Genomic DNA, 13831 nt, shown 5'->3' on the forward strand with positions numbered 1-13831 from the left:
GCTGGATTCTCCCAAGTGGAAAGACCGGCGAATGTAGTGAACCCGGCCGCAACTGTCCAGCCGACGGTAACGCACCATGCCCACCCCCGACCTCCAAGCCGCCCGAAACAAACGCCTCCCCGACGTCATCGCCCCCGGCCTGCGCGTGCTCCTGTGCGGGATCAACCCCGGCCTCTACTCCGCCGCCGTCGGCTGCCACTTCGCTCGCCCGGGCAACCGCTTCTGGCCCACACTCCACCTCGCCGGCATCACCCCCCGCCAGTTCCACCCCGCCGAGCAGTTCGAGTTGCTCACCCACCACGTCGGCCTCACCAACCTCGCCCCCCGCGCCACCGCCCGGGCCGACGAACTCACCCCCGACGAGCTTCGCCGCGGCGCCCAGGCCCTCACCGCCAAGCTCCGCAAGCACCGCCCCGCCCTCTTCGCTGTGCTCGGCGTCACCGCCTACCGCCAGGCCTTCAACCGCCCCAAGGCCACCCTCGGCCCCCAGCCCGACCACACCATCGCCCACACCCCCGTCTGGGTGCTCCCCAACCCATCAGGCCTCAACGCTCACTATCAACTCAACGACCTCGCCGCCCTCTTCAAAGAAATGTGGCAAGCCACCCCCAGCCCACCCCGCCAAAACACCCACTGAAGAAAATCAGCAATTACAAATTCACCCCCCCGCCGCCGCCTTATCCATGTACCACGTCAGTTCGCCATCGATCGGATCGATCCCCACGATGGGCATCTCGCGCGGGTCGCCGCCGCCCTGCTCGCACGCCGCTTCAATCCGCTTGATCGCGTCCGCCTTCTTCTCGCCCGTCACCATCACCGCCAGCTCGCGCGCCGCGTTCAGCAGCGCGTACGTCATCGTCACCCGCGGCGGCGGCACGACATGCTTGCCCTCATTCGCACAGATCATGCAGTCATTCACTCGCAGCGCGGACGAGTGGGGAAACAGACTCGCTGTGTGACAGTCGTCCCCCATCCCCAGCAGCACGAAGTCCAGCCGCGGGTTCTCAGGCTTGCACGCGAACACCTCGCAAAGCTCGTGCTCGTACGCCTTCGCCGGCTCCGCGTCCATCACCGGCATCGGATGCTTGTTCCGCCGACGCATCGGCACGTGGTCCGCCAGCGTTTCCTGGATCATCTTCCAGTTGCTCTTGTCATCATCAAACGGCACACACCGCTCGTCCACAATCCAGATGTGCGTCTTATCCCACGGGATCGTCCGGTAAGGCGGCTCCATCACCAGGTGCATGTAAAACCGCTCCGGCGTCGATCCGCCCGACAACGCAAGATGAAACACCCCCCGCTCATCCACCGCCCGCTGCGCCGCGCCCATCAGCGCCTTGCCCAGATCATCATAAAGCGTCTCCACGTCTTCGGTGACGTGCACCGCACCAGTCAGTTTCGGTTCCGCCATCTGTCGGCCTCCTGCTTGCCTAAGTCTAGTCGCCGCGATCAATGCCAGAGCCTACACATCTCACATTTCCACGCCAAATCAGCAGCCCCTCACGTCGGCCAGCACAACACCCGATCCGCTGCCCGCGACCCCGACCGCACCAGCCCCGCATTCAACGCATCGCCTTCACACTTGCGCTCCGCCTCCGCACGCGACCTTCCCGTCCGCATATGCCGCTCCAACAACCACGCCCGCGCCCACGCAGCCGGCACGTCCAGCAACCACCCCTCATCCAGCACGTCCGCCAGTTCGGACCATGGCTCCCGATCGAGCAACACGTAATTGCCCTCCGTGATGATCACTCGCGTCGCCCGCGTCACCGCACAACCCGGCTCATCGCTCAGCCTCGGCTCGTGCACCGCGCGATCGTATATCGGCACGCGCTCGACATGCTCGCAATCCCGACACCGTCGCAGCAACGCCACGTACCGCGCCGCCTCGAACGTCTCCGGGGAGCCCTTCCGCGATGCCAACCCCGCCGACCGCAACGCCGCGTTCGTCATATGAAAACCATCCATCGCCACCACCACCGCCAGCCCCGCCGCCTCGGCCTCCACCGCCGCCCTCAGCCGAGCCGCCAGCGTGCTCTTGCCCGACCCCGGCACGCCCGCGATCCCCACGATCACCCGCCGCGCCGCCGCCGCCCGCCCCCGCTCCACAAGCGACCGGGCCAGCTCAACAATCGCCTCATCATGCAACACAGTCACGTTCGACACAGCCCCGATCCTATCACACCCTCAGGCAGTGCAGCTTAAGCTGCACTCCCGCCCCCACCCACGCCCCCAAACCACAACACCCCCCCTCCCAACACCCCATGCCCATCCGGTACCATTGCCCCCATGTCCACACCGCACCTGCCCGAAAACGTCGAGCAACTGCTCCAGACGATGGTCCAGCACGACACGGTCAACGCCGCCGCCAGCCATCGCCCCCAGCCCGAGCAGCCGTTGGTCAAGTACCTCGAATGGCTCGCTCGACAGTGGGGCCTCACCACCCGCCGCTTGCCCATGCCCCACGCCAACCAGGCCGACAACCTGCTCATCACCTACATCGCAGATGACGATCGCCCCTGGCTGCTGTTCGACAATCACATGGACACCGTCAGCGTCGCAGGCATGACCATCGACCCGTTCAGCGGCGAGATCCGCGACGGCAAGCTCTTCGGCCGAGGCGCTTGCGATACCAAAGGCACCGGCGCCGCAGCGCTCTGGGCACTACGCCAGTACGCTCAATCAACCGACCAGCCACACAACGTCGCCCTGCTGTTCAGCGTCGACGAAGAGGTCGGCATGACCGGCATCCAGCACTTCCTCGACCACCATCTGCCACGCCTCGGCTTCACCCCCCGCGGCGTCATCGTCGGCGAACCCACCGAACTGCACCCCGTCCCCGCTCACAACGGCACGCTCCGCTTCAAACTCCTCGCCCACGGCAAGGCCGCCCACTCCTCCGTCCCGCACGAAGGTCGAAGCGCCATCACCATGATGGTCCGCGCCGTCGACGCCATCGAACAAAACTACATCAACCCCCTCACCAACAATCCCGAAAACGAACACCTGCTCACCGGCCGGGCCGCCTGCTCGATCAACGTCATCCGCGGCGGCTCCGCGACCAACATCATCCCCGACGCCTGCGAAGTCGAAATCGACCGCCGACTCCTGCCCGGCGAAAACCACGCCGACATCGTCGACACCTTCCTCCAGATCGCCAACAGCGTCACCCTCCCCGGCGACACGAACTACCTCGACAACCTCCCCGACCCGCCGTTCACCACCTCGCCGCTGGTCTATCACCCCCCGCTCCCCGACACGCACAACGGCGATCTGCTCGCTATGAGTAAAGCCGTGCTCAAGCAAATGGGCCTGCCCACCTTCCACCTCGGCGCGCCTTTCGGCACGCACGCCGGCTTCATTTCACAAGCCAACCTGCCCGCCATCGTGCTCGGCCCCGGCAACGTCGCCGTCGCGCACCAGGCAAGCGAGTGGATCGAACTCGACCAACTCCACAAAGGCGTCACGCTCTACCAGGGCCTCATGGCCTGCGACGCATAACACCTATTCCCCCGTCAATCTCAAAATCACCAGTCAACCACCAAAGCCCACGGATGGCATCCGGGGGTGCCCCCCCGAGACTGACGAAAATCCATACAACCACCGCGCGAAAAAAAAGCCACAGATAAACGCAGACGCTCACAGATAGAGAAAAATCTCTGATCCGTGTTTATCCGCGTTCATCTGTGGCTGAAGATTCAGAGCCACTTACTTGTTCTGCAAATCAGCTCGCCGTCGGTGCCGGCTCGCCAGCCGATCGGCGGTCGCCTTCGACGCGCTTCGAAGCGGGCTTCGTTTCCTTGCCAGGCCACAGCAGCAACACCGGGGCAGCGATGGCGATCGAGCTGTAGGTACCGATCGCCACACCGATCAGCACCATGAACGCGAAGCCGTGCACACCCGCGCCGCCGAAGACGTAAAGCACACCCACCGCCAGCAGCGTCGTGCCGGAGGTGATGACCGTTCGGCTGATCGTCTGGTTGATCGACTCGTTGATGATGCCCGGCGTCTCGCGCGCCAGCCGACCGCGGTTCTCACGAATACGGTCGAACACGACGATCGTGTCGTTCAGCGAATAACCCACAATCGTGAGCATCGCCGCGACGATGGCCAGGTCGATCTTGAACGGATCGATCAGCAGCCACGCCGCGAGCGTGTTGACATCGCCATGGAAATAGCCGGTCAGCGCGAGGATGCCCAGCGCGATACACACGTCGTGCACCAGGGCGATGATCGCCGCGATGCCGTAGCGGATGCTGCCGAAGCGGAACCAGATATACGCCACCACCGCCAGCAGCGCCAGCACGATCGCGACGATCGCCTGCTGCTGCATGGTTGCCGACACCTGGCTGGAGAAGTTGTTCACACTGGCCAGGCTCGTACCGCGTTGCATCGCTTCGCGGGCGAGTTGCCATTCCGTCGCAGCCAGGCCGCCCTGGTCGCCGAACGCGTCCGGCGTGTCGACATAGCTCGTGTCCGCATCGCGGGCGATGATGACCGCCGAGCTGAACAGCTCATTGCCACCGTCGTCCGTGCCCACCGAGTCGATGCCGACCACATCGAACACGCGATAGCCGAGCCCTTCGAACATCGGGTCCATACGCATGCGGTTGATGCGCCGCTCGATCTCGCCGACCGTCGGCGTCGGGTCGAGGTCCTGCAACACGATCGCCACGCCGCCGACGAAGTCCTGCACGTCGTGCGCGGTCAGGTCGGGGCGGTCGATGTTCTCGCCAAGGTCACGGCTGGTCACCGGGTACGCCGGGGCCGCGTTGATATCGTCCACGTTCTGGCTGGCGAAGTTGATCGACCGGGTCAGGCCCGGATCGAGCACATCGCCGAACGCGGAGGTGACAATATCGCTCACAACGCGCGCGTCAGTCACCAGCGTCGCGATACTGAAGCCGCCCGCCAGCGTGCCCTGGTCGGTCCGCTGCGTTTCGCCGATCGTGATGACACTCGCCTGTGACAGCAGCGCGTAGTTGACGGGGCCTTCAACGACGTCGCCGCGCTCCATCGCATCAGTGCGCCGTTGCTCGGCAGTTTCTTTGATGCGCTGCAGGTTGCGGTAGGCTTCGCGCTCCGCATCACTTTCCAGCGTTGCGGGGTCGAGCGTTTCGCCACGCTCGGCAGCGTCCTGCATGGCCGCGCCGACCGAGCCATAGAGCGCCAGCCGATCGCGTGCTTCGGTGATCGGCAGTTGTTCGTCTTCAGCCAGGTCGAAGCTTACCTGCGTACCGGCCCGAAACTCGATGTCGAGCAGGTCTGCGCCGCGCGAGGCGACCAGCGTCAGCCCGCCGACGATCACCACGCCGCTGATCGCGAAGAAGGCGAACCGCTTGCCGATCCAGTCCACGTTCGGCGTCAGCACTCGGCCGATCACGGGGACCAGCGTCGGCAGCTGGTGCATCGTCTTCATCTTGCCGAACTTCAGGTACGCTTCGAGGATCACGCGCGTCAGGAACAACGCGGTAAACAGCGTCGCGACGATGCCGACACCCAGCGTCACGGCGAAGCCCTTCACCTCGGCGGTGGCTGTGTAGCCGAGCACGATACAGGTGATCAGCGTCGTGATGTTCGCGTCGAGAATCGTCGACAGCGCCTTCTCATAGCCGAGGCGCACCGCGGTGGCGAGGTCGGCCTTGCGGTCAAGCTCTTCACGAATACGCTCGAAAATCAGCACGTTCGCATCGACCGCCATACCGATCGTCAGCACGATGCCCGCGATGCCCGGCAAGGTGAACGTCGCCTGCAACAGCGCCATGATGCCCAGGATGATGAGCATGTTCGCCGCCAGCGCCACGTTCGCCACAAAGCCGGCGAACAGGTAGTAGACGAGGATGAACGCGCCGACCACGATCAGCGAAATGATCGCCGCCCGCACGCCGGCGTCGAGGTTGTCCTGTCCGAGTTGCGGGCCGGTCGTGTTTTCACTGATCGGCTCTTCGCTCAACTCAGCGGCGGTCGAGCCGGCGCGGAGCGTGCGAAGCAGGTAGTTGACCTCGGCCTCGGAGAAGCTGCCGGTGATCTGGCCGCGATCGCGGATCTGGCCCATCAGGTTGGGCGCGGAGATCACGTTGTTGTCCAGCAGAATCGCCATCGGCTCGTTGACGTGAGCCGCGGTGAGTCGGCCCATCAGGTCGCCGCCCACCGCGTTGAGGTTGAAGCCCACCGCCGGCCGACCCTGCTGGTCGCTGGTCATCCGCGCACCGGTCAGCTCCCAACCCGGCTGATTGCGTGTGATCGCCCGGTCGCGTGTGTTTGCCAACAGGATGTAATACTGATCGCCGTAGCGATCGCCTATCAGTCCGTTGCCGTACGACGCGAAGAACGCCGCCGGGTCTTCCGCCAGCCGATCCTGGTCGGCGCGCGTCTCGGCGAATCGGCTGATCTCATCCACCGCAAACCACCGCCACGGCTCGGACGCACCGGCACGCGGGCCCGCCTCCTGCAACTGCTGGCGGTAACGATCCGCGTCACTCGAAGACACAAGGTTCCGCGTCGCACCAATGCGGAACTCCAGCACACCCGCACCACGCAACAGCGCCTTGAGGTCGTTCGGGTCGTCCAGCGGACCACGCACCTGGTCATACGATCGGCCAACCTCGTCGACACGCGCGATCTGCGCCTCACGATCCGGATGCCTCAACTTCAACTGGCGGATCAAACGATCACGCTGGCTCATGCCGCGCACCGCGATCGCCTCTTCCAGCATCTGACGCAGTTCGGCGTTGTTGCCCGCCATCTCGTTCAGCAGATCCTGCTGTCCCGACTCGCTGGCGTTGAGCAGGCGATCGAACCGCTGACGGTCAATGCCCTGCGGCTGAAGATCCTGCGCCAACTCGCGATACATCTCCCGGTCGCTGCGTGGATCGGTGGACGACTCCAGCGCCCGCTGAAGCTCGTTGGGATCAACGTTGGTCGCCATCACGCGTTCGCGGGCCTGCTCGAAGCTGCGGCGGGCCTGGAGGTAATCACGCGTGGTCTGCTGCAACTCGCTTCGCAGCTCGCGCAGCCCGGCCTCGGCGTCCTCGCGACCGTCGGCATCATCCGACATGCCCGCAAGCTCACGCTCCGCCTCGCGGTAACGCTGCTGGGCTTGCTGGTAAGGCTCGGTCACTTGAACGAGTGCGTCGTTGGCCTCGGCGAGCCTGTCCAGCCGATCGCGCAGCGTTTGATTGCCACGCGCCAGTTCATCAAAGCGGGCGGAGCGGTCGTCGCCCTCGGCGCGCAGCGCTGCGTCGAGCTGCTGGCGGGTCAGGTTCTCGGCCAGCAACTCCTGCTGCTCGGCCTGGAACGTCTGCCGCAATTCCGACACCTCGCGCGGCGCGGCCGCCATCTGAATCTCAATACGATTGCCCGCCGCCTGTCGCCAGATCAGGTTCCGCACGCCGCCGGGGTCGACACGGTGGCGGAGCACTTCGATCAGCTCGTCGATCACGCGGGAGGCGTCTTCCTCCTCCGGCACGCGAACGTCGTAGACCAGCGTCGTGCCCCCTGCGAGGTCGATGCCCGGCCGCAGGCGCGTGTCAGGCCCATAGTGGCCCGGCCACCACATGCCCAGCGTGCACAGCGAGAGCACGAACAGGATCAACGCCGGCTTCCAGGTGAAATAGCCACGAGCGAGGCAGAAGAGCATGCTCGCGATCAGGCCAGCGAAGTACAACAGCAAGAGAATGTCAGTAACCGTCATGTTGGTTCCCGATGCGGGGGGTGGGACACAGGCGGCGAGGTTTAAACCTTGCCGCGCGTTCTGATGCGCGCGTGTTCAGTGAGAGCTCACTCGTCCTTGTTCAGCACGTTCTGCACAGCGTTACGAGCGAAGCGAAGGCGAGTGTTGGTGTTTTCATCGACCTTGACGACGATCTCGTCTTCACGAATATCGACTACCGAGCCGATAATCCCGCCGACGCTCTGGATGCGGTCGCCCTTTTTCAGCGCTTCGAGCATGGTCTTGCGTCGCTTTTTCTCGCGTCGCTGGCTGGAGCTGAAGAAGATCATCATGACGACCAACAGGCCGATCATGAGGAAGAAGAACATCGGGTCGAAGCTGCCGCCGCCCGTGCCGCCGGTGGGTTGGCCGCCGTTGGGGTCCTGGGCGGTGCCGGGTTGGCCCTCGCCGGTCTGGGCGCCCTGGTTCTGCATTTCAGGCGTAAACGGGGCCGGATCGTCGTTTTGAGCGAGCGTAAGCGTGACAAATAGCTGGTAGTTCATGGTGATCGCGATGTTGGGGTCTGGGGTTAAAGGTCTTTATACGTATCGACAGGCCGGGCGGTGCGGCATTCAGGGCCGAGATTCTAGCGCATGCGGCCACGCCCGGGCAATCAAAGACCAGTCATTCTGCCGGATCGCCTGCCGTATGTCCAGCATGAGGCGCTGGAAGTGCCTCAGGTTGTGCAGGCTTACAAGGATGGGCCCGAGCATCTCGCCCGCCTGGAACAGGTGACGGAGGTAGCTTCGGCTGAAGTGGTTTCGAGTTTCTGGTTTCGAGTTTCGAGTTAAAGGCGAGGCACCGCGGCCGTCAGTCGCCCCTTCCCCAACTCGAAACTCGGAACTCGAAACTCGAAACGATCCGGCGCACGCCGGGCAGTCGCAGCCTTCTTCGAGCGGGCGGGGGTCGTCCTTGAATTTGGCGTTGCGCAGGCGGACCTGGCCGGCGCGGGTGAAGGCGTTGGCGTTTCGGCCGTTGCGGGTGGGCAGGACGCAGTCGAACATGTCGACGCCGGCGCGGACCGCGGCGATGATGTCCCGCTCATAGCCGACGCCCATGAGATAGCGTGGCTTATGCTCGGGCAGCAGCGGTGCGGTGTGCTCGACCACCTCGCGGATGAGGGCGGAGCCTTCGCCGACCGCGACGCCGCCGATCGCGTAGCCGGGCAGGTCGAACTGGGTGACGCGCTCGGCACACCACGTCCGCTGATCGAGGTCGATACCGCCCTGCACGATGCCGAACAAGCCCTGCCGGGCGTCGCAGCCGCTGGCTTTGTGGGTCTGCACGCAGCGGTCGAGCCATCGCAGCGTCCGCTCGTTGGCCAGTTTCACACGGTCGAGGTAATCCGCCGGGGCGACCGCGTGCCGCCTCGCCGCGAGCGGGTCGTTCGTGAGCACTTCGCCGGGCTGCTGCACCGCCGGCGGGCAGTCGTCGAACGCCATGATGATGTCCGCGCCGAGCCCGTGCTGCACCTGCATCGACCGTTCGGGCGTCAGCTCGATGAGTTGGCCGTTGAGATGGCTGCGGAAGGTCACGCCGTCTTCGCCGATCTTGTTGATGTCCGCCAGGCTGAACACCTGAAACCCGCCGGAGTCGGTCAGCACCGGCCGACGCCAGTTCATCCACTGCTGCAACCCGCCCATCTGCTCGACCAGCTCCGGCCCCGGCCGAAGCAGCAGGTGGTACGTGTTCGCCAGCATGATCTGGGCCCCGATCCCCTCGACCTGCCACGGCAGCAACCCCTTGATCGCCGCCTGCGTGCCCACCGGCATAAACGCCGGCGTGTCAAACGTTCCATGAGGCGTCGACACCCGCCCCACGCGGGCACGCGTCGTCGTATCTCGATGATCAATAGCGAACTGAATCGGCATTTTTAATCAGTTTCGGGTTTCAAGTTCCGAGTTTCGAATTTAAAGCCCTCGCCCGGCCCGGTTCACCAGGCGGGTAACGCTTCGAGCGTTAACTCGAAACTCGGAACTTGAAACTCGAAACTCCCCCTACCCCCCACGCTTGCGTTGCGTCGCTCTGCTGAGCGTTTTCTTCTCCGCACCCGTCAGGCTCTGCAACCCCTGCTGCTTCACCTTCTCCAGAATGCGATCCACCTCCGCCTCTTCATCCAACTGCTGCTGCCGACGCTTCGCCTCGCGCTTCTGCGCCCAACGTTCCGCCAGGGTCGGGCCTTCGCGCGAGCCGCCCAGCCGATCCGCCCAATCCAGGCTGCCCTTGATGCGGAACATCACCAGCCCCGCCAGCGCTCCGCCGAGGTGCGCCGCCTCACCGCCGGGGTTCGGCCCGCCGGCGACCAGCACGAACACCGCGATAAACAGCGCCAGAAACACCATCGCCTTCAGCGGCACGGGGATCAGGAAAAACAGCAGCACACGCGCGTTCGGGGCGACGAACAGCGCCGCGACCATGACGCCGAACACCCCGCCCGACGCGCCCACGAGCGTGGTCGCAGCGCTGATGTCGGTGATCTGCAAGCCCCAGAGGACGAGATAGCCCAGCACGCCGCCGACGCCCGCGAGCAGGTAGTAGGCGAGGAACCGCCGCGAGCCGAAGTAGCTTTCGACCATCGGGCCGAAGAAAAACATGAAGATCATGTTGCCGAAGAAGTGGCCAAGGCCGTAGTGCTGAAACTGGAAGGTGATCAACTCATAGAGGCGGAACTGCTGAAACGTCGTCACCACCGAGAACGAAAAAAAATGTGCCAGCGTATTCAGCCCGCTCGGCGTCGGCCCGCCTGCGATGCGCGTGACGAAGCCGTCGATCAACAGCAAGGCCGCGTTGATCAAAATGATCCACAGGCTGATCGACCCCCACCTTGGGTAGATGATCCCCACCTGCCCGAACCGCGCGACACCGCCGGCCGAGCCAAGGCGACTCATCGGGTCCTGCCCGTATTCACGCTCCTGCCAACCCATCAGCCGCGTCCTCGCACAAATTGGGCATAAAAAAGCAGCCCGGCAATCGTCTTCGCGTCGCAGATCCGCCCGTCGGCCGTCATCGCCATCGCTTCGTCCCACGACACCGGCTCAACCACGATACGCTCGGTTTCGTCCAGATTCTGCCCCTCAAACGCAAGGCCCTGGGCAAGATACAACGTCATCTGCTCCGTGCAGAAGCCCGGCGAGCTGTAAAACCGCGTCAAGCGAACGATCCGCTCCGCTGTGTAGCCCGTTTCCTCCGTCAGCTCCCGCCCGGCACAGGCGTCCGGGTCTTCGCCTTCCTCCACTGTGCCCGCAGGCAACTCCCATAACGTCTCGCCCACCGCGAACCGCTCGTTGCGGATCAGCACGACGCGATCATCGTCCAGCACCGGCAGCACCACCACCGCGTCAGCGGGCACGACCACCTCCCGCCGCTGCTCACCCCCGCCCCGGCGAGGATACCCCACTGCCATCACGTCAAAGCGGACACCTTCAAAAACACGCTGCTCGCTGGGCCAAGTCGGTTTCGGCATGGCCGGTATTCTATCGGCCATCTCTCCCCGCGGGGCAGGGAGTAGTTTCTGGTTCCTGGTTTCGAGTTTCTAGTTGGGCAGATCAGTCGGAATTGCTGATTGCTAATCGCTGCCAGAATCGGCGAGGAGCCCCCAATCAGCGATCAACAATCAGCAATTAGCAATCCCCCACCCCCCAACCTGCCGATACAATCGCCATGATGACCGCCCCCAGCGCCCCGAAAGACAACGGCTCCACCGTCGACCACCTCACCGCCGATCTCACCGGCCGACGCGTGCACTTCGTCGGCATCGGCGGCTGCGGCATGTCCGGCCTCGCTCGCATGGCCAAGCAACACGGCGCGGTCTGCACCGGCTCCGACCTCGCCGCCAGCGACATCACCAACGCCCTGCTCGCCGACGGCATCGACGTCGCCCTTCAGCAGACCGCCGACACCCTGCCCGCCGACTGCGAGCTCATCGTCGCCTCCGCCGCCATCAAGCCCGAGCACCCCGAGCTGGCCGAGGCCCGCCGCCGCAACATTCCCATGCTCAAGTATGCGAAAATGCTCGGCGAGCTGATGCGCCAACGCTGCGGCGTCGCCATCGCCGGCACGCATGGCAAGAGCACGACCACCAGCATCCTCAGCTACATCCTCCTCCAGGCCGACCTCGACCCCTCCTTCATCGTCGGAGCCAACTGCGCCCAACTCGGCGGCGGCGCACGCACGGGCAAGGCCGGCGACGACGGCGTGCTCATCGCCGAGGCCTGCGAGTACGACCGCTCGTTTCACAACTTCAACCCCCGCCACGCCGTCATCCTCAACGTCGAGGCCGACCACCTGGACATGTACAGCTCGCTGGACGAGATCGTCGAAGCCTTCGCCGTCTTCGCCCGCAAAGTCCCATCAGCCTCCGATGGCGGTTCGCTGCTGATCAATCACGAGATGAGCGAACGCCTCACCATCACCGCCGGCCTCGACTGCAAGATCGAAACGCTCGGCTTCGCGTACCAGGCCGACTGGCGCGTCGGCATCAAGGCCGGCAACGTCCGCCTCCACCACAAAGACAAAATCATCGCCGACTGGCACAACCCCCTCCCCGGCGAGCACATGGCCTACAACGCCGCCGCCGCCGCCATCACCGCCCACCGCCTCGGCGCCCCCTGGCCTGCCATCACCGCCGCCATCGAGTCCTTCCAAGGCCTCGACCGCCGCATGCAGGTCATCGGTTCGAAAGCCGACGTCCGCATCATCGACGACTACGGCCACCACCCCACCGAAGTCGACACCACTCTCCGCGCACTCCGCCAGCACTACCAGCCCAACCGCCTCATCTGCGTCTTCCAACCCCACCAGCACAGCCGAACGCGCTTCCTTATGCAGCAGTTCGCCGCCAGCTTCTCCGAGGCCGACATCGTCATCGTCCCCGACATCTACTTCGTCCGCGATTCCGACCAGGAACGCCACGCCGTCACCGCCGCCGACCTCGTCGACCGCCTGCGCAAACAGAACGTCCAGGCCATGCACCTCTACCCCTTCGACGCCATCGTCGAACAGCTCGACATCACCGCCCGCCCCGGCGACCTCGTCGTCACCATGGGGGCCGGCGACGTCTGGAAAGTCGCCCACGATTTCCTCGCCGCCCCCACCCCGTCTTAAACACAATCCACCCTGAAACACAATCGCCCCTGAAAAGGCAGGGCACCTTCAGGTGCACTGCTCCCCCATATTCAATCAACAGCCTTCTGCCCCCTCCCACAGACGGTACAATTCAACAAACACCGCCCTCCCGTTCCGGGCGCAATCGTTTCACCCCCAACCCGAGGCCCCCATGCTCCGCCTGTCCACCTCAAGCTGGTCCCTCGACAAAACCCTCGGCAGCCCCCGCTACCCGCACGGCCTGCCCGACACCGTCGACACGCCAACCAACACGCCCGACGCCGACGCCCTGTCCCTGCTCGAACTGCCCGCCCACCTCGCTGAGCATGGCATCAACACCCTCGAACTCTCCCACTTCCATCTGCCCTCCCGCGAACCGGAAGACCTCAAACCCTTCCGCACCGCACTCGACCAGGCAAACGTCGAACTGTTCAGCATCCTCATCGACGCCGGCGATATCACGCAGGACGACGGCGCTGCCCTCGAACGCGACGTGCACTGGATCAGCAGTTGGCTCGACACCGCCAGCCAACTCGGCGCTCGCCACGCCCGCGTCATCGCCGGCCGAGCCGAGCCCGCCGAAGCCATCATCGCCCGCAGCGCGCACCATCTCCGCGTGCTCGCTGACTACGCCGAGTCGATCAACCTCAAACTCATTACTGAAAACTGGTACGAGACCGCCAGCCAGCCCGAAACGCTGCTGGAAATCCTCCGCCAGTGTGACAACCGCGTCGGCCTCTGCGTCGACTTCGGCAACGCCGACAGCGAAGGCCGCGACAAATACCGCACCCTCGAAGTCCTGCTGCCCCACGCCACGTCCATCCACGCCAAGCCGCGCGTCGACGCCGTCCGCCAGGTCGATCGCGACGATCTGCTTCAGTGCATGAACCTCGCCGTCGCCGCCAACTTCACCGGCCCCATCTCAATCATCAACACCCAACGCGACAACGAGTGGGCTCGCCTCGACGAACTACGCGACCTCCTGAACACCTACCTCGGCCAAAGGGCTTGACGAAT

General features: G+C 64.7%; 11 protein-coding genes. 4 read left to right on the forward strand and 7 right to left on the reverse strand.

Annotated elements, in window-relative coordinates:
- Positions 1-76: 76 nt before the first annotated feature.
- Positions 77-637, forward strand: a complete 561-nt coding sequence (mug, locus tag ACERK3_13935) for a G/U mismatch-specific DNA glycosylase (protein ID MFA9479386.1) — start codon at positions 77-79, stop codon at positions 635-637.
- 21 nt (positions 638-658) lie between these two features.
- Here the strand turns inward: mug and pgl are convergent, their stop codons facing one another.
- Both pgl and ACERK3_13945 read right to left on the reverse strand, forming a co-directional pair.
- The gene (gene pgl / locus ACERK3_13940) at positions 659-1411 is read right to left on the reverse strand and encodes a 6-phosphogluconolactonase (protein ID MFA9479387.1); all 753 of its coding nucleotides are present in this window, start codon (positions 1409-1411) and stop codon (positions 659-661) included.
- Positions 1412-1500: 89 nt separating this feature from the next.
- Positions 1501-2166, reverse strand: a complete 666-nt coding sequence (locus ACERK3_13945) for a hypothetical protein (GenBank protein ID MFA9479388.1) — start codon at positions 2164-2166, stop codon at positions 1501-1503.
- 123 nt (positions 2167-2289) lie between these two features.
- On the opposite strand from ACERK3_13945, the gene ACERK3_13950 reads away from it, so the two are divergent.
- Positions 2290-3501: a M20 family metallopeptidase gene (locus ACERK3_13950; protein ID MFA9479389.1), complete on the forward strand. Its 1212-nt coding sequence runs from the start codon at positions 2290-2292 to the stop codon at positions 3499-3501.
- 223 nt (positions 3502-3724) lie between these two features.
- Here ACERK3_13950 and secD read toward each other — a convergent pair whose 3' ends face one another.
- The 5 genes from secD to ACERK3_13975 all read right to left on the reverse strand — a co-directional run bounded on the left by secD (position 3725) and on the right by ACERK3_13975 (position 11174).
- Entirely contained in the window at positions 3725-7693 is a 3969-nt protein-coding gene (gene secD / locus ACERK3_13955; GenBank protein MFA9479390.1) for a protein translocase subunit SecD, read from the reverse strand.
- Between the two features lie 86 nt (positions 7694-7779).
- Positions 7780-8214 (reverse strand): preprotein translocase subunit YajC, encoded by a 435-nt coding sequence (yajC, locus tag ACERK3_13960; protein MFA9479391.1) that lies wholly within the window; start codon positions 8212-8214, stop codon positions 7780-7782.
- Positions 8215-8283: 69 nt separating this feature from the next.
- On the reverse strand, positions 8284-9582 hold the full coding sequence (gene tgt / locus ACERK3_13965) for a tRNA guanosine(34) transglycosylase Tgt (GenBank protein ID MFA9479392.1): 1299 nt from the start codon (positions 9580-9582) through the stop codon (positions 8284-8286).
- A 126-nt stretch (positions 9583-9708) separates the two neighbouring features.
- Positions 9709-10635 (reverse strand): rhomboid family intramembrane serine protease, encoded by a 927-nt coding sequence (locus tag ACERK3_13970; GenBank protein ID MFA9479393.1) that lies wholly within the window; start codon positions 10633-10635, stop codon positions 9709-9711.
- Positions 10635-11174 carry an NUDIX hydrolase gene (locus ACERK3_13975; GenBank protein ID MFA9479394.1) on the reverse strand — a complete coding sequence of 180 codons (540 nt, stop codon included), beginning with the start codon at positions 11172-11174 and terminating at the stop codon, positions 10635-10637. The genes ACERK3_13970 and ACERK3_13975 overlap by 1 nt, the downstream gene beginning before the upstream one ends.
- A 197-nt stretch (positions 11175-11371) precedes the next feature.
- On the opposite strand from ACERK3_13975, the gene murC reads away from it, so the two are divergent.
- Complete coding sequence (murC, locus tag ACERK3_13980) at positions 11372-12814, forward strand: UDP-N-acetylmuramate--L-alanine ligase (protein MFA9479395.1); 1443 nt, start codon at positions 11372-11374, stop codon at positions 12812-12814.
- Positions 12815-12986: 172 nt separating this feature from the next.
- The gene (locus ACERK3_13985; GenBank protein ID MFA9479396.1) at positions 12987-13826 is read left to right on the forward strand and encodes a sugar phosphate isomerase/epimerase family protein; all 840 of its coding nucleotides are present in this window, start codon (positions 12987-12989) and stop codon (positions 13824-13826) included.
- The last annotated feature ends 5 nt before the right edge of the window (positions 13827-13831 follow it).

Source organism: Phycisphaerales bacterium AB-hyl4 (genome assembly GCA_041821185.1).
GTDB classification, from domain to species: Bacteria; Planctomycetota; Phycisphaerae; order Phycisphaerales; family Phycisphaeraceae; genus Natronomicrosphaera; species Natronomicrosphaera hydrolytica.

What these genes read in the sequence shown, in the direction of transcription:
- tgt (MFA9479392.1), bottom strand. Translation starts at nt 9,582, where the DNA reads ATGCCGATTCAGTTCGCTATTGATCATCGAGATACGACGACGCGTGCC.
- ACERK3_13985 (MFA9479396.1), top strand. Translation starts at nt 12,987, where the DNA reads ATGCTCCGCCTGTCCACCTCAAGCTGGTCCCTCGACAAAACCCTCGGC.
- mug (MFA9479386.1), top strand. Translation starts at nt 77, where the DNA reads ATGCCCACCCCCGACCTCCAAGCCGCCCGAAACAAACGCCTCCCCGAC.
- secD (MFA9479390.1), bottom strand. Translation starts at nt 7,693, where the DNA reads ATGACGGTTACTGACATTCTCTTGCTGTTGTACTTCGCTGGCCTGATC.
- yajC (MFA9479391.1), bottom strand. Translation starts at nt 8,214, where the DNA reads ATGAACTACCAGCTATTTGTCACGCTTACGCTCGCTCAAAACGACGAT.
- ACERK3_13950 (MFA9479389.1), top strand. Translation starts at nt 2,290, where the DNA reads ATGTCCACACCGCACCTGCCCGAAAACGTCGAGCAACTGCTCCAGACG.
- ACERK3_13975 (MFA9479394.1), bottom strand. Translation starts at nt 11,174, where the DNA reads ATGCCGAAACCGACTTGGCCCAGCGAGCAGCGTGTTTTTGAAGGTGTC.
- pgl (MFA9479387.1), bottom strand. Translation starts at nt 1,411, where the DNA reads ATGGCGGAACCGAAACTGACTGGTGCGGTGCACGTCACCGAAGACGTG.
- ACERK3_13970 (MFA9479393.1), bottom strand. Translation starts at nt 10,635, where the DNA reads ATGGGTTGGCAGGAGCGTGAATACGGGCAGGACCCGATGAGTCGCCTT.
- murC (MFA9479395.1), top strand. Translation starts at nt 11,372, where the DNA reads ATGATGACCGCCCCCAGCGCCCCGAAAGACAACGGCTCCACCGTCGAC.